Annotated in this window: 23 protein-coding genes and 2 riboswitches; of the genes, 13 read left to right on the top strand and 10 right to left on the bottom strand. The window is 46.5% G+C overall.

Features of this window, described 5'->3' with window-relative positions:
• Nucleotides 1-78 precede the first annotated feature (78 nt).
• The 4 genes from ACXAD6_RS10225 to ACXAD6_RS10210 are packed head-to-tail and all read right to left on the bottom strand — an operon-like array spanning nucleotide 79 to nucleotide 3,647.
• Nucleotides 79-858 (bottom strand): energy-coupling factor transporter transmembrane component T family protein, encoded by a 780-nt coding sequence (locus ACXAD6_RS10225; protein WP_474968781.1) that lies wholly within the window; start codon nucleotides 856-858, stop codon nucleotides 79-81.
• A complete protein-coding gene (locus tag ACXAD6_RS10220) occupies nucleotides 839-2,470 on the bottom strand; it encodes an ABC transporter ATP-binding protein (protein WP_474968780.1) in 1,632 nt (543 codons plus the stop codon). The genes ACXAD6_RS10225 and ACXAD6_RS10220 overlap by 20 nt, the downstream gene beginning before the upstream one ends.
• A complete protein-coding gene (locus tag ACXAD6_RS10215; protein WP_474968779.1) occupies nucleotides 2,470-3,048 on the bottom strand; it encodes an ECF transporter S component in 579 nt (192 codons plus the stop codon). The genes ACXAD6_RS10220 and ACXAD6_RS10215 overlap by 1 nt, the downstream gene beginning before the upstream one ends.
• Entirely contained in the window at nucleotides 3,045-3,647 is a 603-nt protein-coding gene (locus ACXAD6_RS10210) for a YkoF family thiamine/hydroxymethylpyrimidine-binding protein (protein ID WP_474968778.1), read from the bottom strand. Before ACXAD6_RS10210 ends, ACXAD6_RS10215 begins: the two co-directional genes overlap by 4 nt.
• A gap of 362 nt (nucleotides 3,648-4,009) precedes the next feature.
• A riboswitch (TPP riboswitch) is annotated at nucleotides 4,010-4,110 on the bottom strand.
• 218 nt (nucleotides 4,111-4,328) lie between these two features.
• Here ACXAD6_RS10210 and ACXAD6_RS10205 point away from each other — a divergent pair.
• Complete coding sequence (locus ACXAD6_RS10205; RefSeq protein WP_474968777.1) at nucleotides 4,329-5,258, top strand: hypothetical protein; 930 nt, start codon at nucleotides 4,329-4,331, stop codon at nucleotides 5,256-5,258.
• 324 nt (nucleotides 5,259-5,582) lie between these two features.
• Here ACXAD6_RS10205 and ACXAD6_RS10200 read toward each other — a convergent pair whose 3' ends face one another.
• Together ACXAD6_RS10200 and ACXAD6_RS10195 are read right to left on the bottom strand one after the other, a co-directional pair.
• Nucleotides 5,583-5,813, bottom strand: coding sequence for a hypothetical protein (locus ACXAD6_RS10200; RefSeq protein ID WP_027954522.1), 231 nt, complete (start codon nucleotides 5,811-5,813; stop codon nucleotides 5,583-5,585).
• Between the two features lie 198 nt (nucleotides 5,814-6,011).
• Nucleotides 6,012-6,560, bottom strand: coding sequence for a DUF420 domain-containing protein (locus tag ACXAD6_RS10195; protein ID WP_474968776.1), 549 nt, complete (start codon nucleotides 6,558-6,560; stop codon nucleotides 6,012-6,014).
• A 169-nt stretch (nucleotides 6,561-6,729) separates the two neighbouring features.
• Here ACXAD6_RS10195 and ACXAD6_RS10190 point away from each other — a divergent pair, with 169 nt between their 5' ends.
• A complete protein-coding gene (locus ACXAD6_RS10190) occupies nucleotides 6,730-7,155 on the top strand; it encodes an RDD family protein (RefSeq protein WP_474968775.1) in 426 nt (141 codons plus the stop codon).
• 51 nt (nucleotides 7,156-7,206) lie between these two features.
• Here the strand turns inward: ACXAD6_RS10190 and ACXAD6_RS10185 are convergent, their stop codons facing one another.
• Nucleotides 7,207-8,865: an N-acetylmuramoyl-L-alanine amidase gene (locus tag ACXAD6_RS10185; protein WP_474968774.1), complete on the bottom strand. Its 1,659-nt coding sequence runs from the start codon at nucleotides 8,863-8,865 to the stop codon at nucleotides 7,207-7,209.
• A gap of 155 nt (nucleotides 8,866-9,020) precedes the next feature.
• On the opposite strand from ACXAD6_RS10185, the gene ACXAD6_RS10180 reads away from it, so the two are divergent.
• The 5 genes from ACXAD6_RS10180 to ACXAD6_RS10160 all read left to right on the top strand — a co-directional run bounded on the left by ACXAD6_RS10180 (nucleotide 9,021) and on the right by ACXAD6_RS10160 (nucleotide 13,352).
• Nucleotides 9,021-10,235 carry an EAL domain-containing protein gene (locus ACXAD6_RS10180; protein WP_474968773.1) on the top strand — a complete coding sequence of 405 codons (1,215 nt, stop codon included), beginning with the start codon at nucleotides 9,021-9,023 and terminating at the stop codon, nucleotides 10,233-10,235.
• Nucleotides 10,236-10,382: 147 nt separating this feature from the next.
• Nucleotides 10,383-10,781 (top strand): ectoine synthase, encoded by a 399-nt coding sequence (locus ACXAD6_RS10175; RefSeq protein ID WP_474968772.1) that lies wholly within the window; start codon nucleotides 10,383-10,385, stop codon nucleotides 10,779-10,781.
• A 69-nt stretch (nucleotides 10,782-10,850) separates the two neighbouring features.
• Complete coding sequence (locus tag ACXAD6_RS10170) at nucleotides 10,851-11,312, top strand: hypothetical protein (protein ID WP_474968771.1); 462 nt, start codon at nucleotides 10,851-10,853, stop codon at nucleotides 11,310-11,312.
• Between the two features lie 128 nt (nucleotides 11,313-11,440).
• Nucleotides 11,441-12,022, top strand: a complete 582-nt coding sequence (locus ACXAD6_RS10165; RefSeq protein WP_474968770.1) for a GNAT family N-acetyltransferase — start codon at nucleotides 11,441-11,443, stop codon at nucleotides 12,020-12,022.
• A complete protein-coding gene (locus tag ACXAD6_RS10160) occupies nucleotides 12,015-13,352 on the top strand; it encodes an NAD(FAD)-utilizing dehydrogenase (RefSeq protein WP_474968769.1) in 1,338 nt (445 codons plus the stop codon). Before ACXAD6_RS10165 ends, ACXAD6_RS10160 begins: the two co-directional genes overlap by 8 nt.
• Before the next feature lie 226 nt (nucleotides 13,353-13,578).
• On the opposite strand, the gene ACXAD6_RS10155 is transcribed toward ACXAD6_RS10160, so the two are convergent.
• Both ACXAD6_RS10155 and ACXAD6_RS10150 read right to left on the bottom strand, forming a co-directional pair.
• Complete coding sequence (locus tag ACXAD6_RS10155) at nucleotides 13,579-14,640, bottom strand: iron-containing alcohol dehydrogenase family protein (RefSeq protein ID WP_474968768.1); 1,062 nt, start codon at nucleotides 14,638-14,640, stop codon at nucleotides 13,579-13,581.
• Between the two features lie 97 nt (nucleotides 14,641-14,737).
• Nucleotides 14,738-15,085 (bottom strand): carboxymuconolactone decarboxylase family protein, encoded by a 348-nt coding sequence (locus tag ACXAD6_RS10150; protein WP_474968767.1) that lies wholly within the window; start codon nucleotides 15,083-15,085, stop codon nucleotides 14,738-14,740.
• Nucleotides 15,086-15,261: 176 nt separating this feature from the next.
• Nucleotides 15,262-15,363: riboswitch (SAM riboswitch) on the top strand.
• Between the two features lie 74 nt (nucleotides 15,364-15,437).
• On the opposite strand from ACXAD6_RS10150, the gene ACXAD6_RS10145 reads away from it, so the two are divergent.
• The 6 genes from ACXAD6_RS10145 to ACXAD6_RS10120 all read left to right on the top strand — a co-directional run bounded on the left by ACXAD6_RS10145 (nucleotide 15,438) and on the right by ACXAD6_RS10120 (nucleotide 19,853).
• Nucleotides 15,438-16,481, top strand: coding sequence for a methionine ABC transporter ATP-binding protein (locus ACXAD6_RS10145; RefSeq protein WP_474968766.1), 1,044 nt, complete (start codon nucleotides 15,438-15,440; stop codon nucleotides 16,479-16,481).
• Nucleotides 16,438-17,103: a methionine ABC transporter permease gene (locus ACXAD6_RS10140; protein WP_027954511.1), complete on the top strand. Its 666-nt coding sequence runs from the start codon at nucleotides 16,438-16,440 to the stop codon at nucleotides 17,101-17,103. Before ACXAD6_RS10145 ends, ACXAD6_RS10140 begins: the two co-directional genes overlap by 44 nt.
• Nucleotides 17,104-17,137: 34 nt before the next feature.
• The gene (locus ACXAD6_RS10135) at nucleotides 17,138-17,965 is read left to right on the top strand and encodes a MetQ/NlpA family ABC transporter substrate-binding protein (RefSeq protein WP_474968765.1); all 828 of its coding nucleotides are present in this window, start codon (nucleotides 17,138-17,140) and stop codon (nucleotides 17,963-17,965) included.
• A gap of 37 nt (nucleotides 17,966-18,002) precedes the next feature.
• Entirely contained in the window at nucleotides 18,003-18,125 is a 123-nt protein-coding gene (locus ACXAD6_RS10130; RefSeq protein ID WP_474968764.1) for a hypothetical protein, read from the top strand.
• 79 nt (nucleotides 18,126-18,204) lie between these two features.
• The gene (locus tag ACXAD6_RS10125; protein ID WP_474968763.1) at nucleotides 18,205-19,116 is read left to right on the top strand and encodes an ABC transporter ATP-binding protein; all 912 of its coding nucleotides are present in this window, start codon (nucleotides 18,205-18,207) and stop codon (nucleotides 19,114-19,116) included.
• On the top strand, nucleotides 19,113-19,853 hold the full coding sequence (locus ACXAD6_RS10120) for an ABC transporter permease (protein ID WP_474968762.1): 741 nt from the start codon (nucleotides 19,113-19,115) through the stop codon (nucleotides 19,851-19,853). Before ACXAD6_RS10125 ends, ACXAD6_RS10120 begins: the two co-directional genes overlap by 4 nt.
• Nucleotides 19,854-20,019: 166 nt before the next feature.
• Here the strand turns inward: ACXAD6_RS10120 and ACXAD6_RS10115 are convergent, their stop codons facing one another.
• The gene (locus tag ACXAD6_RS10115) at nucleotides 20,020-20,742 is read right to left on the bottom strand and encodes a 3-ketoacyl-ACP reductase (RefSeq protein ID WP_474970402.1); all 723 of its coding nucleotides are present in this window, start codon (nucleotides 20,740-20,742) and stop codon (nucleotides 20,020-20,022) included.
• Nucleotides 20,743-20,795: the final 53 nt, after the last annotated feature.

Here is a 20,795-nt window from a genome sequence, read left to right as displayed (position 1 = left end):
AGAGAAGGATAGAGAGGGTGGGCGCCCTCTCTATCCTTCTCTAATAATATCCGGGAAGGTATCCAGCTGGACATGGATTTAAAACTGGCCGTTGTACCATTGGAAATAGTCTAAGTGAATAGACAGAACGATCAATGCCCCCAGCACCGTAAACATGAGTAGAGGAAACCCCCAGTCCTTTGCGCTGATTTTCATCGGTCTGTAAAACGTACGTGACCGTTCCCCCGTAAATCCTTTGGACTCCATGGCAGCAGCTGTTCGTTCTGCTTTTCTGACAGCGCCTGCCAAAAGAGGGATGGAATAGCGCTGCAACTGTTTAAACTTTCCTTTGAGCGATTTGGATTCTGTGACTCCTCGTATGCGGTGGGCCGCCCGAATCTGATCGAATTCTTCTTTCATCATTGGAAGGAAACGGTATCCTGCCATCAGACCATATGCAAGCTTGGGAGGCAGTTTCAGTTGTTGAATGAGGCTTAATATGAAATGAACCATGTTTGTCGTAAATACAAACAAAAGAGATAAGGCGGCAAAGGCCATTACACGAAAGGAAAGCGCCAGAGCCATCAATAAATCTTCTTTTGGGAACAGAAACCCAGCAAGGCGGATAGTCTCGTCGGGACTTGCTGGTGCATCGGCAAAGGCAATGGTCGTCCACAGCATGCCGAAGGCGAATACGGTGAACGCGGAGAGGTATAGGACATATACTCGTTTCCGAAACCTGCCGAAAATCAGTGTCAAAGCGATTGTAAATCCTGTGAAGACGAAAGGGGTTACAGGATCGAATAAGAAGGCGAGTACAAAGACGAGTCCGATTATCGTGCAGGCTTTCATGGCAGGATTAAGAGTATGAAGGGACATGAAAGCGGCTCCTTTCTATTAATAATCGATTCAGTTGAACAGGAAGGGGAGGTTCAACAGGCCAATCCGGAAGTCGGTTATCGTTCCAAAGATGTTCTGGGAGACCATCGTAAGCGATCCTTCCTTGTTCCATCACAATCACCCTTGTCGCATATTGGTGAACAAGCTCCATATCATGTGTGATCATCAATAAGGTGGTCCCTTGTTGAAAGCGCTGCTCAAGCAGAGCCATCAGTTGTTGGGTCGAGACCGCATCCTGACCGAAAGTCGGTTCATCCAGCAAAAGAAGCGATTGATTTTCCACGATCATCGTGGCCACGCTTAAACGGCGTTTCTGCCCCTGACTTAACTGATAAGGATGATGCCTGTCTAATCCATTCAATCGGCACAGGGAGAGCAGATGTTCAACCTGCCGGCGTATTTCCAATTCGGGTGTTCCCCGCTGCCTTAAACTGAAAGCAATCTCCTCGAACACTTCATCGGTTACAAATTGGTGTTCCGGATTTTGAAAAACGTACCCCACCTGTGTCCGTAAGTTGTCCGCTCTCCATTTTTTCATGGATGTCCCTTTCCAAGTCACTGTGCCTCTGTCCGCCTTTGTGATGCCGGCCATTATTTTGGAAAGACTGGATTTTCCACTTCCATTCGCCCCTACCACAGCAATCCATTCTCCTTCATAAAGGGAGAGAGTGAGATCCTTTAAAATATGTTTCCACTGGACATCGGATAATTCCAAGAGCGCCTTTCCGCGTCTGTTCGGGTCACGAACATTTGATGGAACTTCAATGTTCCGCTGCGATAACTCCTCCAGGGTAAATGGATAGGGAGGAGGGCAGTCTTCGTCTATGCTGTACTGCACAGCATAGGGAAGCCGGATCCCCTGATTGTGGATGGCGCGGCCCTGGTTATTGATGACTTCTTTTAACGGCCCCTTTGTAAGAATCCCGCCATCGGAGTGGAGTACAATGACATGCTTGAGAAGTTCCAGCCATCCTTCCAATCTGTGTTCGATCACAATCAAGGTGAGACTTCTAGTTTTTTTTATGGAAGTCAGAATAGTAATGAAATCACGAGCAGACTGCGGATCCAGATTAGCTGTCGGTTCATCCAGGAGAAGGATGTCCGGCTCCATCACCAGCACACAGGCAAGGGCCAGTTTCTGCTTCTGTCCGCCGGACAAGTGATGGATGAACGACGTTTTTTTATCCAGTAGATTCACCTGTGCAAGGACATCATCTATTTTGTGTTCCATCTCCTCAGCAGGTACATGAAGGTTTTCTAAACCAAAGGCGATTTCATCCTCGACGGTCAGCATACAAAATTGAGTTTCGGGGTCTTGAAAAACACTTCCAACAGTTTTAGCCAGCTCTCCCGGTTTGAAGTCGCTTGTTGAACGTCCGTAAATGGCAGCACGCCCATTCATCTCGCCATCCAAATCCTCCGGGTAAAGCCCGTTTATACATTGGACAAGCGAGCTTTTTCCTGAACCGCTCGGGCCAAGGATGAGGGTGTCCTGTTCGTTTTCGATGGAGAGGGTGATATCCGTCAATACGGTTTTTTCATTTTCTTCATACGTAAGCGTCAGGTTTTCCAATTGTACAGCCGTCTTCATCAGGAAGCCTTCTTCTTTCTTAATTCCCGCCCGAGAGCAAAACTGGAAAGGACGCCGGTACGGGCAAGTCCGTCAGCCACGGCTTTACCCAATACTCCGGAAATCACAGCGCCGCTGACCATACGGACAATCAGCATGGCAGCGACGTATCCACCACTTAACGCAGCGTATCCAGATTGGAAATACCCCCATGCGAAACTGAAAACGGCAGCCATCACGCCGGCGAGCATGAGTACAGAAAGATGATAAGACCGGTAACGCGTCAGAGCAAACGCACTTTCCGCTCCGAATCCCTGAATCATTCCCGTTAGAATCAATAGGGGACCGGAAGCATTCCCGAGCAGAACTTCAATTGTCGCTGCGATGGTTTCAGAGAGAAAAGCTGCGCCCGGGCGGCGTAAAATATAGGCGGCAATGATGGATACGATAAACCAGATACCAAAGATAATATCATATCCGATTGGACCAAAGAGACCTGAGAGAAGTTTTCCAACAGGCAGGAAAGCGAGATAGACGACAGCGAAAACGACGGACAAGACAGATAGAACAACGATTTCTTTGAGTTTCCAGTTTTTCATAAGATGCTCCCCCTGGAGGAAGGGCTGTTGACCGACACCGATACAGTCATGACGGTGTGAGACGACCCTGAAGCTTCTGTCTCACGGAAAACGTTTTCCAACCCTTCGAAAACCGTATGGGTATCTCCGTCAAGTCTTGTAGAATAGTGGGCGGGCGTCACTTGGATGCCCTTCGATTTCATCGCTTCAATCTGCTTGTATATTGTATCCATATAACTGTCCCCTCCCATTGGATAGAGCGAAAACTTAGCTGCTAATGGCTGGGTAATCGAGCGGGAAGTGTCTTCATTCCTCCGTTGCAGGGATTCAGCCATATACGTGTCTCCAGCCGAGTCTCCCGGGCACCCGATTGAATAAGTCGCATGAAAAGCCGCATGAACACCTTCTTTGGATACATGAAGAAGGATAGCCTTTGTCACATCAAAAATATGTTCCATCCGCCCCCGTACCGTCGTAGAGACATCATCGGTATCGAGCCATACTTTAGATGTATCCACTTCCTTTAAGCTTTCCAGAATTATACCCGCAAACTCATCACTCATCGGATGTATGGAAAACGAACATCCAGCAATTTTCGATGTACCACAAACTTGATTCATCCATCATTCCTCCTTTTTTTAAACACAAAGCTCTGTTAAAGTCTGTTGTTGTTATTTTAAACGAGTACTAAATCGTCTCCGTCTGGAATTAGGGGTCCGGCCCGTTGTTTACTCAGAGCATGGGATGGCAGAGAAAATTGTCCGCTTTCCGCGGGGAACGAAGTTTGAGGAGGCTCACGGTACCCCGTGGAAAGGGAGTCATTCCCAAGGCCGCCTCCTGCAAATCCCATGACAGAAAGGGGTGATAGGAGCTCACATGTTAAATAACAACACCAAGCAATAACAGACCCAAACACAAAAAAACTGCATCCCATGGGAATGCAGTCCGTTGATCGATGAATAAAACCTGTAAAGGCCTGATTGATAGAACGGCTGCACTTCCCCACGCTAGTATTATCTAGTTCGGGTGCCAAGGGTCGGATCATCCTCTCAGCCGCTCGCAGCAGCTCCCCTAGTGCCTCATATGTATACAGTTTTTTGTATTGACTCTATCGTAGCGGATGTTGGAATATTTGTAAATGTTTATTCTCCTTTTTATGAATACGAATGATAGAGTTCATTTTCAAAATCTTCCAATCGTGATACGCTGAAGATAATAGAATCTGTCATATCTTGAGTGGAATAAAAGAGTCGGACAATCAGAAGACAAGGGATACCATCAATGGGAAGGGGAAGACAGATATGAACACTCACATGAATCGCACAAGCAGGTGGATGAAGCGGTATGCACGTCCATTGGAAGCAGCCAGATGGGAAGCACTTTTTGAAAGAGGTCCTAAAGAAAAGGTCCTCGTATACTTGAGTGCGTTCCAAAATGAAGATGGAGGTTTTGGTCACGGAATTGAGCCGGATTTTCAACTTCCAGCTTCGTCTCCAATGGCCACATGGGCAGCTTCCCAAGTGCTTGCTGAATTGAATGTATCTTCCAAAGAGCCGCTGCTTCAACAGATGGTTTCCTACCTCCTTCGCTCATACGATCGTCAATCAGGGATGTGGCCTTCGGTTATTCCTGAAGTCAACCATTTTCCTCATGCGCCCTGGTGGTCGTGGAGGGAAGGGGTGCAGTCCAACTGGATGTTTAACCCGGGGGCGGAATTGGCCGGTTTTCTCATCGACTGCTCTCAAAGGGATACAGAAGCCTGGAAAACGGGTGTGGCTGGAGCCGTTAAAGCTGTTGAACATTTGATGAGTGTCAGTGAGATGGATTTCCACGAATGGCAGTGTTTTCAAAATCTACTAATCTCCGTGGACAAGCATAAAGGACTCGTCCATAATCAAATGCCTTACGGGCTTGATCAGGTGCAGTCCCACCTTCTTACGTTAGGCGAGAACTGTTTCAGTCAGGATCCTTCGGAATGGGGAAGTGGGTACGGTGCGCTTCCGACTGACATAATATCGTCCCCACAGCATCCGTTGTATGCTAAATACAAACCTTTAGTTTTGGAAAACATCCGTTATTATTTGAAAACGCTGAAGGAAGAAGGCATCTGGGATATCAGCTGGGACTGGGGAGACGGAACAAAAGCTTTTGCTGCAGCTGAACAACAGTGGAAAGGAATTACGGCGGTTCAGCGTTGGAAAATTATCCATGCTTTTCAAGGGGAATGGTAAAACGGAAGAGAGGCTGTAGCGCCTCTGTCGGACGTAGATGTTGGAAAAAGAGAGGTTATTGGGATCCTGTTTGCTTTACTGAGCAGCAAGTGCTGGTTTTGTGGTCATCCTTGTCCATGAGGTGAACGTCCATGTGACCGGGAGTATTGGTGTCGATGTTATTGATGGCTGAATCAAACAGTGTTTTACAAGCGTCTGCTCAGTGGATGACCTGAAGGAGACACCCCTCGTTTAAACCTGACCACTTTTCGTGAATTATCTTTTTCCCTGAATATAAAGGAATAAAGAAAACCGGGATACATGTGTTATGTATCCCGGTTATTTTTATGGCTTAAATAATCTTAGTTTTAAGTTGTCTTCATTCTGAGAGCAGTCCAGATAAGGAAGTTTTTCATAAGGATAGTACCGCACAGTTGTCGGGTTCATATCAAGCAGGCCGAATAGTTCCTTCATATCCGTAATCCGGTTCAATTGAATGAGCGTATCTTTCCCTGCGAACGATTGGAATCTTGCAGACGTAAATCCTTCTTCCTTGATAAAGTTAAGAATGTCCATTAGTTAGTCTCCTTATGGCCGTAAGCTGGTTGGACATGTGCTCATTATATTTTCATAGACGTAACCGGATTCAATCCCTACCGGCTGTTATTCTACAATAACAAATATCTCGGGAAATAGCCAACTTTTCCCGTTTACTTATTGTTTTTGTAATATAAAAAAGAAAAAAGCCACGTATCCAAAGACACGTGACTCGTTTTAGTAATAAGGAGAAATCATTAAATAGACAACGACGCCTGTCAAACTGACATAAAGCCAGATCGGCATCGTCCAGCGGGCGATTTTCCTATGTTTATCCACTTTCATTGCCAGACCTCTGAACAGTGTTAACAGGGCAAGGGGTACAATAAGTGCGGCCAGCACAATGTGGGTGATCAGAATAAAGTAATAAATACCTGCCACCAGACCCTCGCCGCCGAAGGACGTTGATTCAGACATGGAATGGTACGTGAGATATGAAACTAAAAACAATGCTGTTGTTGTAAAGGCAGCAAAAATGAATCGTTTATGCCACGTAATATTCTTTCGGATAATCATGAATAAAGCCGCCAGCAGAAACACGAATGTGAAGGAATTGAATACGGCATTAAGTAATGGGAGCAGTGTAATGTCAAAGCTGGTCTCGCTTCCAATTTCCGGGAGGAACAACAAGGCCACGACAATTAGATTGATAGCAATGGACAATCCAACCACCCATGGTACATAATTAAAATCTTTTTTTATTTCCAAAGTAAAACCCCATCTCATAATAGACTGCAGGAATAGTATATAAAAAATCCGCTTGAAAATCATCTCATGATGTCGAACGTTAACGAAACTGTCACTTCATGATGGCTTACAAGCGTGACAAAAGACGGAATAATGGGCTGACCTTTTCCGGAAAGAATCCATAGGATACGTACAAGGAGGGAAGATTATGCGCCCGAAGTACTTGTTTTTGAAATTTCTGGGATTTGGCGGGGAGCTGCTCCTATCCGGAACAGGGGCTGCTCTATACACGTATCTAGAGGACACCGGGAGGGGATTTGATCCCAACCCTGTATTCTGGCAGGCCTTTATCACGATCCATCTGACCATGTTGATAGTTCTGCCATTATTCTTACAGGGGAGAACGTTAGGCATGCTGCTGACAAATATGTCTGTCGTTTCGACGCATGGAGGAAGCCCTCATGTGTTTCAATCCATGATAAGAGCTGTTCTTGGATTCGGCCCGGTTCTGTTGACCAATGGATGGTGGCTGTTTGTCTCTGCTGCAACATCCGTATTGGATAAAAAAGGACGGAGCTGGGGGGAACTCATATCCTTTACAATGATGAAGCCAAAAGAACCTAAAGAGAAGTAATGTTTCTGTATTCAATCGAAAAACCGGTTCCTGTAAGGCAGCCGGTTCTATTTATTGGTTTAAATCTTGAATGAGTGTTTGCAGGGTCTGCTGCTGGGTTTCTATAGACTTCCGTGTGTATTCGGCCATTCGTTGATAGATTGATAAAATAAGCTGGCCATACTGATCACCAGGTACAGCCCATTTTCCATTCAACGCGGTCCATGTGCGGGCGCTTCCCCGTGCAACAAGTTCGAATCGTGGATCTACAATCTTCACCCCCTCAGGAATATAATCGCTGGAAGCATAGGCATATAAGTGTTGAATCTGAGCGTGGACACCTTCTTCGGGTGTCGGAAAGGATGCCCCGGCCACTCCACCACCTACAGCACCAATACCTGCAAAATTATTCTGATCTCTCTGTACATCGCCGGTGAAACGGAAATAGTTCGTTTCATGCACGGCCTGGGCAAACGCAATATCCCCTCGTATGCCGTAAAGGTTTCCGTATACCATATAGTACTGACCAAGCTCTGGAGCACCGGGATAGACCGAACGGACAAATTGGTCAAGCTGACAACCGTCAATCACACTCTGCCCAAGAATGGTCCACTTGTCTTCCTGTGTTTCGGGGGCAGGTGAATCTGGTGCGGCTGGGAAATCAGAACCCGACCAGATGAAGGCGTCGATGATACCGAACGACTTCAATTGATGCACAAGAGCTTTGGCATGATCCATTTCTTGAAAAGCGCCGGCTTGAACCCGGTAATAGGTGAGGCCGCCGATATCTAAAGTGGTGATAAACGAGGATAATCCGGCAGCGGTAAGCCGGTTCATCCGTTCCTCGGCATTTTTCCTTTCTCGGAACGATCCGGCAATGACCCGGTACAGATCATCTTCCGGCACAGGGGATTCGGATTTGTCTGTTCCGGCGAGGATATACGCGTCTGCGATCCCTATCCGCTTTAATTGGTCTATCTGTGATTTGGCATTTATTTCCTTGGAGAAAGCTCCTGTTTGAACCCGGTAATAGACCCCGCCTGAGATGGAGGCAGGCACAATAAAAGCAGCGAAACCGTTTTGAAATAAAAATTCGGTTCGTTGTTCTGCGTTTTCTCTGCTTTGGAAAGCTCCAGCCATCACTTTGTATAACGTGGAGCTCTCAGTCGCTGCGGTGCTGGAAAGCTTCGGCAGCTGTAGAGCTTTGGCTGTTCCTTCCGCGATAGCTCTGGATATGTCGTTGATGAACGCGGAGTTTCTCAGCAGGGACAGATCGTCGGGATGATCGACAAATAAGAGTTCGAGTAAAAGGGAACTCATTTGTGTTTCGCGGGTGACGAATAAGTTGGCTTGCTTCATGCCCCGGTTGTTCACGCTGTATTTTGAAGCTGTTTGATAAATCGTGTTATGGATGATGGACTGGTAAGCTTGAGTATTCGGAGCAAGAGTTCCGTTATAAATATAACTTTCAAATCCGCTTCCACCGGCGGCATTATTGTGGATCGATAGGAAGAAATCAGCGTTGACGGAATTAGCAGCCGCCGTCCGCCTGCTCAAGGAAACCGTTACATCCGACGTTCTCGTCATGACAATTTCAACTTCATAATGCTCCGTAAGATAACGCTGGACGTTGAGGGCGATGGATAGGTTAAAGGTCTTTTCCTGATACCCTTGGTAAACGGCACCTGGATCTGTACCTCCGTGCCCCGGGTCAATGACAATGGTTTTCATATCAATCTTTCTCCTTTCAAGAATCTCTTTTAGTATATGAGTTTTCTTAGATGCTTGTATGGATGAAGCGGCAAAATCACCTTGTCAAACACATGCTTTAGCTGACTACGGCTTGTATTGTATAATAATAGAATGACGTGAAAAGGAGGAGACTCATGGATCCACTGGATATTGTAGGGAACTTACATAGAATAAAGCCTGTCTTTCAACCGATTGTCAGTGCAATTAATCACGATGTGATCGGATATGAGGTGCTGGCCCGTTATAAAGAAAATCAGACGTGGGAGAGTCTTGGTCCCTTTTTCCATGATACGGACGTGCCGGAGGAATTCAAAGTGGAGGTCGATCAAGTCGTCCTCACTCAAGCGGTCCACATGATGATGGATAACAGAACAGAAGGTCTGCTGTTTATCAACCGCAATGCTAAGCAGCTGATGGTGAACAATGGGGATGATCTCCTGCAGTCGCTCCTTCAATTCAAGGACCAGGGATTTGACCTGAGTCGTATTGTCATTGAAGTGACTGAACATGATTTTGATGAAGACTTTGAAACCTTGAACCACCTTCTGCTGTATTTTAAAACGTACGGTATCCAGATTGCCGTGGATCATGTTGGAGCAAAGAGCTCGAATATCGACCGGATCAGACTTTTGGAACCCCATATTTTAAAAATTGATACAGGGATCATCCGCAGACAGGATGGAGATGCTTTTCAGGATATCATGTACTCGTTATCTATGCTCGCCCATCGGATCGGGGCGGCACTTTTATTTGAGAATATCGAGGATGATTTTCAATTGTATTTTGCCTGGAAGCACGGCAGCAGATTCTATCAGGGATATTACCTTGCCCACCCATCCTTCGACCCCATAGGTAAAGGGGCGCTGTCGGTGGATATCAAAGAACGGATGAGCGGCTTTGTACAGCGGGAAAAACGCCTGTTGGAAGATCGTCAGCAGTATGTGAAACATTGGGAAGCCAAGGTGAGACAGCTCCTGGCCAGGTGGGAAGGACCAAAGAAATCCGATGCGTTTATTGATGGGGTGACGGAGAAGTTTCACAATGAAAGCTTCCGTATGTTCATTTGCCACATGGACGGTCAACAAGTATCCTCCAACTTCCGTAAAAAAGAAGACGACTGGTTTATGGAAACGGATAAAAGAGGATCCAACTGGGCTTTCCGCCCGTATTTTCTGGAAAATGTGATGAAAATGAGGGAAACGCACGCCGGTCTTCTTTCGGACCTTTACTCGGATATTGAAACGAAAGAAATGGTCCGCACATTCAGCTTTCCATTAACCGACCAGCATTTTCTTTTCATTGATTTGAGATACGCTTATCTATATGATCACGCATGTCTGCTTGCCTGAACAGCGGCACATTCCACTTCTCGCAGAAAGGCCTGAGGAACCATCGAAACATGGTCCCTCAGGCCTGTTTTGTTTACAGAAAGAGAATGTGATGAAAGGGTCTACGTTGGTGTCTATGGAATAAAGTAAGGCAAGGAGGGATGGCAGATGAAAGTGAGAGCACTGGAAGATGTTGTTGGATCCAACAGGGAAGTGGATGGAGGGAACTGGATCAGCCGGCGTTTACTTGTTGCTGAAGATCATATGGGTTATTCTGTCAACGATACTGTAATCAGGGCGGGGACGGAAACGAAAATGTGGTATAAGCATCATCTCGAGTCGGTCTACTGTATAGAAGGGGAAGGCGAGGTCGTGACTGTTTCTGATCAAAGGACCTGGCCCATTCGCAAAAACACTTTATACGCCTTGGATCAGCATGATGAACACGTGCTCCGTGCCTTCACGGATATGCGGATGATCTGTGTGTTTAATCCACCTTTACAGGGGCGGGAAAAACACGATGCAGATGGTACGTATCCAGCAGATTCAAAACAAGGGAACCTTTGATGTAAGGGGTGTTTTCCTTTTCTGTATTTTTTTGGTAACCTAACAAAAAAGGCAGAAAGGGAGCATGTTATGGAAAAAGCGTTGGATGAAGAAAGCGTGGATCAAATTTCCATTCGGATGAAAAGCCGGAAATCCATGTGGTACAACTTTCTGATTATGGCCTTTCTGGTGGGGGTTTCTCAGCTTTTCTTTGAATCGGTGACTGGAATCATTTATCTTGCTGCCATGCTCTTTTTCGGGCTGTTTTTATATGAAACAACAATGGCACGTAAGACGAATGAACAATTATGGCAGATTTGGGAAGAGCGTTGGCTGGAACGGCCGTTTTTCTATAGTCTGCGCTCGTCATTTTCCCAATCGGCTCAAGTTTGGCTTCCGGCTATTATTACTACGGATTTTTCCTGGGTTATGGCAGTTGTTCTCTCCGTGTTTAGTCTGGGGGTCGGTTTTTATTCCGGGTATCAAAGGTGGAAAGCCAAAAACCATTATTGCCGTATCGCTGCAGGGAAGGGTAAAGCGGCGGTTTCATAAATGAATAAAAAGAGGAAGAAGGGGAAGGCCCTTCTTCCTCTTTTTATTTTATATAAGATGAATGTAAATCTTTTTTCAAAGAGGTTAACAGTCTGGTATTCTATTAGTGAGAAAGGGGAGAGGAAACCTTGGATCCTATACATATCGACGTTCCCTATGTGCTGCATACGAAACGCCTTCGTCTACGGAGGCCGGAGGCTGGAGACGGCCCGGCGGTTAATGAAGCTGTTCATCGGTCGGAAAAGGAGTTGAAGCCGTGGCTTCCTTTTGTGCAGGAGATGCCTTCGATTGAAAATACAGAAAGCAATATCAGGCAGGCCCATGTAGATTTTATGGAAAGAAAAAAACTCCGGTATCTTGTTTTTCACAAGGAGAATGGAGCGTTTGTTGGGACGACTGGACTTCATACTATTGACTGGGATATTCCGAAGTTTGAAATCGGGTACTGGATCGACACCAAATGGAGTGGGCATGGGTATATGCAGGAAGCCGTGCGTGAAATAACGCGGCTGGCTCTTTATGATCTCGGTGGAGCGCGTGTAGAAATCCGATGTGAAAGGGAAAATGAAAAAAGCAGGCAGGTTCCCGAAAAACTTGGCTACCATCTTGAAGGAATGTTGCGTAATGATGATCGATCCGTGGATGGGAAACATCTGACAGACACGTGTGTCTACGCAATAATTAAAGAGCGGAGGCAGGAACATGTATGATGTGACCATTGTCGGTGCTGGTGTAGCGGGAACATTTATGGCCTACACCCTTGTCCAGAAACACCCCGGACTTCAAGTGAAAGTCGTAGACGTAGGAAAACCGTTGAAAGAGAGATCCTGCGCACAGGGGCATGGACAACCTTGCACGTGCTCTGGAGCCTGCGATCAGTACATAGGCTTTGGCGGTCTTGGGAATTCAGAGGGAAAATTCAATTTTACCAACGCTTTTGGTGGAGAGCTTCCACGAAAAATCGGCGGAAAGGAAACCGCCCGCCTTATGAAAGAAGTGGACCGCATTCTAACCGGTTTTGGAGGAGACCGTGTGGACATGTATTCAACAGATAACGAGCATGTGAAAAGAAGGGCTGCTTGTGGTGACTTGACCGTTTTAACGACGGAGGTACGCCACCTTGGTACTTCTCTGTCGAAGGAGGTATTTCAAAACCTATATGAACACTTAGTCAATAAGCTTTCCTTTTCTTTTAACACCCATGTCAATTCCATTACACGGGTGGGTGAAGGTTTCCGTATCGTTACAGATTGTGAGGAGTTTCTAAGTCGAAAAGTTGTGCTTGCGACAGGAAACAGCGGCCGGGAGTGGTTCGCACGGATAACGGAACCGCTTGGCATCGAACCGAGGGAGACGCGGCTGGACCTGGGTATACGGTTGGAAATGCGGGGCGGCCAGCTGGATGCTCTCCTAAAAGAATCATTTGAAACGAAACTTTTGAAAAAAACGTCACGTTTTACGGCCTACACATACTGTATGAATCCCAAAGGCAGGATTATTCGAAAACATCAGCATGGACTTGTCATGCCTGATGGTCAGAATTCACGAGAACAAGGGGTGCCGGGAGAAAATTTGAATTTCACTTTGTTTGTCACCCGTTACTTTCCGAGTCTAAAGCAGGCGGTGGAAGAAGCATCACGCGTCATTGGAGGAATCAATCGTTCGAGGGGAAGAATCGTGGTCCAGCGTCTTGAAGATTTGAAAAAGGGAAAGGGGACGACTTCAATTCATGCAAACTCCGTGATTCCTTCTCTTTCCGCTGACGAAGGATCGCTGATAGAAGAAGTGCCACATATTTATATAGAGGCTCTCATCGAGTTCCTGACCTCTCTTGAAGCAGCGATAGGTGAACCGGTGGATCCTGACACGCTGCTTTATGGGCTTGATGCTAAATTTTACGAACCAGTTATTCCAACCAACAGGAATTTTGAAACGGACGTCCCGGGACTTTTTCTGGTCGGAGACTGCTCATCCGTCACTCATTCCTTGTCCCAGGCAGCGGCTAGTGGGATTTATGTCGGAGAGGTAATAGGAGGGTAAAGGAAACGACCGTTTTCCTCAGCCTTTAGAAAAAAACATATCTTTTCCTGGATCATACCTTCTCATCTGGATGTTCGCGTCCGGCTGACGGGTGGATGCCTGCCGCGGTCCCGGCCTGTGCTGACTTGGGCAGGAAATATAAATCGTTGTATGGAGTAGCTTCACTTGGGTATGCTCTTCCATACCAAGGAACAAGAAGATTGAAAATGGTTAACCGCATCAGCGGTTAACCATTTTCAATCTGGGTCATCGCTTCCTCCACTTGAGCGGCATCCATGACGTTCATTAATCGGATGGATTCCCCCGGTTTTACAGCATGCTCCGCTGTTATGGAGATGGCTTCTGCCTTGTTGGTCAAGTTGAAGTCATCGAGGGTTACCGGCAGGTTCATCTCCTGGTAATAAGGGGTGAGTGCTTCAATTTCATCAAAGCGGCCTTCCAGAGCAAGCTGGACGAGAATACCATAAGCCACTTTTTCTCCGTGAAGGAAAGCGTGGGTTTCCGGTACTTTGGTCAAGCCGTTATGGATTGAATGGGCTCCGGCGATTCTTCCATAACTATCCCCGTATCCACCGACCATACCGCCAGCCATAATAATGGTTTCCACAACTCTCATGAAGGCAGGTATGACGGCTTGCTGACGAACGGCTTCCACAGCTTCTGTACCATCTTGTATGAGAACATCCCTGCATAATCCGGCCGCGTGCAGCGCAATGTCTACGGAAATCGGTTTGGAGGCGAGAGACCTCGTGAGAACATCCGCTTCATACCATTTGGCGAGCGTATCGCCGATGCCGGCCCTGAGATAAGGTTCCGGGGCACGAACGAGCAGATCAGGCTCTACAAGCAGCATCCATGTACTACGTGGATAAATAATGTATTCCTCAAAATTCCCTTCATCATCGTAAAACACACTGAGCGGCGTCCAAGGTGCGCAGTTTGAGGCTAGTGTAGGAATGAGCACGACTGGAATATTCAATTGATCGGCACAGGCTTTTCCGAGATCAAGGACCTTTCCGCCTCCGATGCTGATCAAGACGTCACAGTCCCGCAGGGCTTCACTGAGACGCATGACCTCTTTATGGGAGCACTCCCCGTTATAGGCTTCCGATTGGACCGGCATCGTCAGCTTTGGAAAATAGGGCTGAGCAGCCTTCCACGACTGCTCACCGTGAATGATTCCTGCTTTTGCAAAGGCCTGGTTTTCCAACAATTCCGGTATATTCCTTAAAATTCCAGGATCAGCTTTATAAATCGCAGGTGCTCCTTGTACAGTTACGTTTTTCATGGTTGATCACCTCTGGTAATGATATAGCCATCATTATCCAGATGACAGAATAATATGTCAATAACAAAACCGGGAGCAGGCCCCCCGGTTTTGCAGCTTAACGGTTTCGGAATTCCTGAAGAATGTTCAGACCTGTGGTGACGGCCTGACTCATGGCAGAGCCCCCGCCGTAAGCAGCTGATACACCCATCGTTTCATAAATTTCCTTGTCCGAACAATCTGCTTCGACGCACTGATCCATGTGATAGGCAATACTGGCTTCATCTCCATCTTTCACACTGATGGCAAGAGCCATTAAGTGCTTGGTACCTTTGCTGAGTTCTCCGTCTTCAAAGAACGAGCCGGTAAAGTGATTGTATTCTTTTGTGGCCTCCGGCAGGTGTTCGGTCAGGGTTTCAATGCCATTTCTATATTCTTTAAGCAGGTCTTCTCCTTGTTTGTTCATTCTTTCACTCTCCCTTTTCTTTGTTATTCCTTTTATTCCTTCCTCTTCCAGTCACTTAAACAACGTAATAGGCTTCCCGGCACATCCCTGTCCATTAATGAAATGTTGGGAAAATTGTTTACAAATGCAGAATGATGCGTTAAAGTTGTAAATCATAAACGAATAGCAACAACTAATTCTTATCAAGAGTGACTGAGGGAAAGGCCCGTAGACGTCACAGCAACCTTCCATGTGGAGTGGTGCTAAATCCGCCGGAATGATATTCCGGGAGATAAGAGTTTGGCTGATAGTTATGCGAAACTCTCTTCTTGATAAGGAAGAGAGTTTTTTTATTAGGTAAAGGAGGACGGTTATGATTTCCATCCAGGAGCTCAGTAAAATTTACACATCCAAGAAAAAACAGGTGATCGGGGTGGACAAGGTTTCTCTCGATATTCAGGAGGGGGAAATCTATGGAATCGTCGGATACAGTGGAGCTGGTAAGAGTACACTCCTCCGATGCATGAACATATTGGAACGCCCGACATCAGGAGAGGTTTATATCGATGGGATCGATCTGCTTTCTCTCTCCAAAAAGGACCTTAGAAAAGCACGACAGTCCATCGGCATGATTTTCCAGGGGTTCCACCTTGCTATGGGGAAAACGGTTTTGGAGAACGTGGCCTTTGCTTTGAAAGCGGCCGGTAAACCAAAACAGGAGCGCAATGATCGTGCCAGGCGTCTGTTGGAACTTGTAGGTCTTAGCGATAAAGCCGATCAGTACCCCGCTCAATTGAGTGGAGGGCAGAAGCAGCGGGTCAGTATTGCCCGGGCACTGGCCAACGATCCTAAAGTGCTGCTGTGCGATGAAGCAACTTCCGCACTCGATCCGAACACGACACAGTCGATCCTGAAACTATTAAAGAAAATCAACCGGGAGCTTGGACTGACCATTGTATTGATTACACACGAAATGGAAGTGGTGAAAGAAATCTGCGACCGTTGTGCGGTCATGGAAGAAGGAAAAGTGGTAGAACAGGGGGCGGCCTACGAAATTTTCGCCTCTCCTCAAAATGCTTTGACAAAGCGGTTTATTCGAACAGTGATCGATTTCCATGTTCCGGAAGAACTGCTGAAAAACAGCCGCGGCACCATTGTCCAGATGAAGTTTACCGGCGGACAGGCGGGAGATACGGTTGTGTCGGATCTGCTTCAGAACTATAAAATCAAGGGAAACATCCTGCATGGAAATGTGGATTATATACAGGAAAAAGCCCTCGGTACATTTGTTATGGAATTAACCGGTGACCCGCAGGAAGTCGGGAGAGCTGTGGAAAATCTGAAAACGATACTGGATGAAGTGGAGGTGCTGAATCATGATCGATCAGCTGATCAACCTGTGGCCCGAGCTGAATAAATCATTTATGGAAACATTGATCATGGTAGGGATCGGACTTGGCGTAGCCGTTATCGCCGGTCTGCCTCTGGGGTTGCTGCTATTTGTTACCGACCGTGACTTGTTTTTGGAAAACAAATGGATCAAAGGAGCTGTGGGCATTTTTGTAAACCTTGTCCGTTCCATTCCATTTATCATCCTGCTTGTGTTTTTATTCCCATTTACTAATTTTCTTTTAGGTACGACAACAGGACCGATTGCCGCCTCCGTTGCTTTATCGGCCGCAGCGATTCCTTTTTATGCAAGAATTGTAGAATCATCCGCCAGGGATATTGATAAAGGCGTCATAGAAGCGGCTATCGCATGTGGGGCTTCCCCATGGCTGATTATTAAAGATATCATTTTTCCTGAAATCAAGCCGGGCTTGATCAGTGGTTTAACGATAACAGCCATCAGCTTGATCGGGTATTCCGCAATGGCCGGCGCAATTGGCGGTGGAGGGATCGGCGACCTCGCCATCCGGTACGGGTATTACCGTTATGATAATTTCGTCATGTTTACAACGGTTATTGTGTTGATCGTCCTTGTTCAGGTAGTCCAGTACGCTGGGGATTTCCTGGCAAAAACAGTGAAAAAAAGTTAACCCAAGACGAAACGAAGTTCAGGAGGAAGATAAAATGAAAAAAATCGTAACCTTGTTTGCAGCTTTAACAATCATTACTTTTTTGTCTGCCTGTGGTGGCGGAGAAGAAAATGCAGATGCAGAAGAGAAGAAAACCATCCGCTTTGGAGCTACATCCGGTCCTTACAGTGATATGGTCACCGAAGCGATTGCTCCGCTGCTGGAGGAGAAAGGCTATGAAGTAACCAATAAAGAGTTTACGGATTATGTGCAGCCTAACAAAGCGTTAGCCAATGGTGATCTGGATGCTAACCTGTTCCAGCACAAAATCTATTTAGAGTCCTTTGCCGAAGAACACAACCTGGATCTGTCCGAGGTCATTGTTGTTCCAACAGCACCTATGGGTATTTATTCCAGTGAGTATCAGAATATCGATGGTGTTGAAACAGGCAGTACGCTGGGGATTCCCAATGACCCGACGAACCTGGCCCGAGCGCTGATCATTCTTGAAGATGAAGGTCTGGTCACTTTGAAGGAAGATGTAGACCCTCTTCGTGCCTCTTTGAACGATATCGTAGAAAATCCAAAAGAAATCGAATTCGTTGAAGTAGAAGCCGGCCAGCTGCCACGACTGGTGGACAGCGAGGATCTATCCATGGTTCCTGGTAACTATGCGCTTGCTGCCGAGATGGATCTGCTGAGTGCTCTCGCCCTCGAAGATATGCCGGATGATTATAGAAACCGGGTAGCTGTCAAGACCGAAGATCTGGATGCCCAGTTTGCCAAGGATATTAAGGAAGTTGTGGAATCGGAAGAGTTTGAGGAAATCATGGATGAAAAGTTTGAAGGCTTTGGTAAGCCACAATGGATGAAAGAAGAATAACATGTGAGCCGTCTTCCTTTGGAAGGCGGCTTTTTGAATGGAGGTTTATGCAGGTGAAGAAGGAACGATGGTATTTGACCGGGATGATCTGACGTGTCGGACAGAACTGGAGGAATTTATCAACCATCGGTCTTATGATGGAACTATAGCAGGCGCGTGATTTTTCCTGCTATTCTGAAACTTATCTCTGTGTGATACGTAAGAAGGGTCAGAAAGGACGAAGAAGGGGTGGAGAGCAAATGGAGGTTGTAATCAAAGTGGACCGATTGACCAAAAGCTTCGGAAAAGTGCAGGCTGTCAAAGGCGTCTCATTTTCCGTCAAAAAGGGAGAAATTTTTGGGATCATTGGACCCAATGGAGCGGGCAAGACAACGACGCTGGAAATGATTGAAGGAATTTTGAAGCCTGACAGTGGAACCATTGATGTGCTGGGACTTACGCCGAATCGGGAACTTCAACAATTGAATCAGCGGATTGGTGTTCAGTTTCAGGCGACATCCATTCAAAAGAAAATGAAAGTGAAAGAAGCCCTGGATTTATTTGCTGCTTTTTACCCAGGAAAAGTAATGAAACAACAGCTTGTGGAAATGCTGGGGCTGGAGGAGAAAATGAATGTCCGTTTCGAAGATTTGTCAGGAGGATGGAAGCAGAGGGTTACCCTGGCACTGGCGACCCTGCACCAGCCGGAAATCATTTTTCTTGATGAACCGAGTATGGGACTGGACCCCCACGCCAGAAGGGAAATGTGGACGTTGATCCGCCGGTTGAGAGAGAAAGGAAGCACTATCGTGTTGACAACCCATTATATGGAAGAGGCTGAACAGCTCTGTGACCGGGTGGCAATGATTTACAGTGGTGAACTGAAAGCAATGGACCGGCCCTCCGTTCTGCTTGAGCAGAGTGGTGCCATGCTGATCACATTTCAAAGCGATGATTTTCCTTATGTAAAGCTTCCATCTATGCCGGGGGTGGTCAAAGTTGAAAAAGAAGAAGATACGTTTAAAGTGTACAGTGACGATCTGCAGCTCACCAGTTATCATCTCTTCGCCTATGGTCATCAAGAGAATCTATCCTTAAATCATTTCCAATTTGCTAAAGGGACGTTGGAGGATCTTTTTGTCCAGTATTTGGAGAAGGAGGAAGCCAGATGAATGTCGTATGGAAGCTTGCACAGCTGGAAACGAAAATGTTTTTCCGCGACCGTCTCAGTGTATTCTGGACCTTTTTATTTCCAGTCGTCATGATCTGGCTGTTTGGATCCATGTTTGGAGACAATGCTGAAGGAAACTTTTCATTTGCTGCGTTATTTGTACCTTCCTGGATCGGAGTAAATATCGTGACCACTTCCTTTTTCACCTTGGGAACCGTTTTGGCCGGCTACAGGGAAACCGGAGTCCTGCGCAGATATCAATCCACCCCTTTACAGCCGTGGAAGATCCTGGCTGCTCACACAGTTCAAGGGACGGTGATTTTTCTTTGTTCTGCTCTGCTCCTTCTTGTATTTGGAATGTTGATGTATGACCTGGAACTTCCACTTTATATGGGAAGCACACTAGCTGCTCTTTTTCTAAGTATCGCTGCCTTTTTCCCTTTTGCTCTTTTTATTACATCATTGGCTAAAAATACACAGTCTGCGGCTGCGATCAGTTCATTGTTTTTGAATGTGATGATTTTCTTGTCAGGGGCTACTTTTCCCCTGGAAATGATGCCGGAAGTCCTCCAATATACAGCCAAAGTCCTTCCGCTTTATTATGTGATCGAACTTCTGCGTGGGACGTGGAACGAAGCACCCATTTTTGAATATGGATTCGAAGTGTTTGTATTGATCGGCATTGCCGTCGTTTCTACAGTATTAGCCGCGAGGTTTTTCCGTTGGAGTGATAAATAAGGAAGAGGCAGGTTACCAATGACTTAAACAGGCACTGATATCTTCCATCTGCATAGTGGTTGAAAGAGCTGTCTCAGCTGAGGATTATTCGCAGCGAAATGACATAATAAATCCCGTCCCGCGTGGAGGTGTCACCAATACAGGACGGGTTTTACACCATTGAAAATTAGAATGGATTGGTAGCCCATTGAAGGGACTGTTTAATGAAGATTCTTGGATGAAGCTTCAATTGAGCCGTCATATACTCGGCAATATCCTCCGGCTGCATATATTTTTCCTTATCCTGCTCTTCCAAATGATCTCCAAAGACAAGCTCTGTAGCCACAAGACTCGGGTTCAGGGTGAAGACACGGATGTTGTTTCTGCGCACTTCCTGCATCAGCGCTTCCGTCATTCCCTGTATAGCGAATTTCGAGGCGCTGTAGGAAGTGGATCCTGCAGTTCCCTTTATACCATTGCTTGAAGAAACGTTGATGATATCCCCATGATTTTTCTCCATCATATCGGGGAGGACCGCCCTGGTCACATGGTAGGTACCGAATACATTGACTTCAAAGGTGCGTTTCCAATCTTCAGGATCGATATTCAGGAAATCCCCGTAAAGCCCCATGCCGGCATTGTTAATGAGGATATCGGCAGAGCCGATACGCTCTTTTAATTGTTCAACCGCCTGTTCTACGTCTGACTGCCGGGCAATATCTACAGAGACTGCAGCGGCTTGTACTCCATAAGCCCTTGCTTCGTCTGCTGTTTTGTTTAACTCTTCTTCTGTGCGGGCCATTAACCCGACGTGCACGCCCTCAGAGGCAAGCTTGAGAGCGGTGGCTTTTCCGATCCCGCGTCCGGCTCCTGTAATGTAGGCGGTTTTTCCCTTGATTTCCTGTCCCATTTTAATCATCCTCTCCAACATTCTCTCCTAAAGTGTAAACCGAAGAAGAAGAG

Source organism: Halobacillus sp. ABH2_015, assembly GCF_056158945.1.
Note: the sequence above shows the minus strand (reverse complement) of the source record. Positions and strands in the feature narration are given on the sequence as shown.

Bases quoted from the DNA above. Each gene is read 5' to 3' on its own strand.
- ACXAD6_RS10180 (WP_474968773.1), top strand. From the start codon at position 9,021: ATGGATCCACTGGATATTGTAGGGAACTTACATAGAATAAAGCCTGTC.
- ACXAD6_RS10215 (WP_474968779.1), bottom strand. From the start codon at position 3,048: ATGAAAAACTGGAAACTCAAAGAAATCGTTGTTCTATCTGTCTTGTCC.
- ACXAD6_RS10190 (WP_474968775.1), top strand. From the start codon at position 6,730: ATGCGCCCGAAGTACTTGTTTTTGAAATTTCTGGGATTTGGCGGGGAG.
- ACXAD6_RS10135 (WP_474968765.1), top strand. From the start codon at position 17,138: ATGAAAAAAATCGTAACCTTGTTTGCAGCTTTAACAATCATTACTTTT.
- ACXAD6_RS10205 (WP_474968777.1), top strand. From the start codon at position 4,329: ATGAACACTCACATGAATCGCACAAGCAGGTGGATGAAGCGGTATGCA.
- ACXAD6_RS10170 (WP_474968771.1), top strand. From the start codon at position 10,851: ATGGAAAAAGCGTTGGATGAAGAAAGCGTGGATCAAATTTCCATTCGG.
- ACXAD6_RS10175 (WP_474968772.1), top strand. From the start codon at position 10,383: ATGAAAGTGAGAGCACTGGAAGATGTTGTTGGATCCAACAGGGAAGTG.
- ACXAD6_RS10225 (WP_474968781.1), bottom strand. From the start codon at position 858: ATGTCCCTTCATACTCTTAATCCTGCCATGAAAGCCTGCACGATAATC.
- ACXAD6_RS10145 (WP_474968766.1), top strand. From the start codon at position 15,438: ATGATTTCCATCCAGGAGCTCAGTAAAATTTACACATCCAAGAAAAAA.
- ACXAD6_RS10155 (WP_474968768.1), bottom strand. From the start codon at position 14,640: ATGAAAAACGTAACTGTACAAGGAGCACCTGCGATTTATAAAGCTGAT.
- ACXAD6_RS10200 (WP_027954522.1), bottom strand. From the start codon at position 5,813: ATGGACATTCTTAACTTTATCAAGGAAGAAGGATTTACGTCTGCAAGA.
- ACXAD6_RS10125 (WP_474968763.1), top strand. From the start codon at position 18,205: ATGGAGGTTGTAATCAAAGTGGACCGATTGACCAAAAGCTTCGGAAAA.
- ACXAD6_RS10195 (WP_474968776.1), bottom strand. From the start codon at position 6,560: ATGAGATGGGGTTTTACTTTGGAAATAAAAAAAGATTTTAATTATGTA.
- ACXAD6_RS10150 (WP_474968767.1), bottom strand. From the start codon at position 15,085: ATGAACAAACAAGGAGAAGACCTGCTTAAAGAATATAGAAATGGCATT.
- ACXAD6_RS10120 (WP_474968762.1), top strand. From the start codon at position 19,113: ATGAATGTCGTATGGAAGCTTGCACAGCTGGAAACGAAAATGTTTTTC.
- ACXAD6_RS10220 (WP_474968780.1), bottom strand. From the start codon at position 2,470: ATGAAGACGGCTGTACAATTGGAAAACCTGACGCTTACGTATGAAGAA.
- ACXAD6_RS10115 (WP_474970402.1), bottom strand. From the start codon at position 20,742: ATGGGACAGGAAATCAAGGGAAAAACCGCCTACATTACAGGAGCCGGA.
- ACXAD6_RS10185 (WP_474968774.1), bottom strand. From the start codon at position 8,865: ATGAAAACCATTGTCATTGACCCGGGGCACGGAGGTACAGATCCAGGT.
- ACXAD6_RS10130 (WP_474968764.1), top strand. From the start codon at position 18,003: ATGGAGGTTTATGCAGGTGAAGAAGGAACGATGGTATTTGACCGGGAT.
- ACXAD6_RS10160 (WP_474968769.1), top strand. From the start codon at position 12,015: ATGTATGATGTGACCATTGTCGGTGCTGGTGTAGCGGGAACATTTATG.
- ACXAD6_RS10210 (WP_474968778.1), bottom strand. From the start codon at position 3,647: ATGAATCAAGTTTGTGGTACATCGAAAATTGCTGGATGTTCGTTTTCC.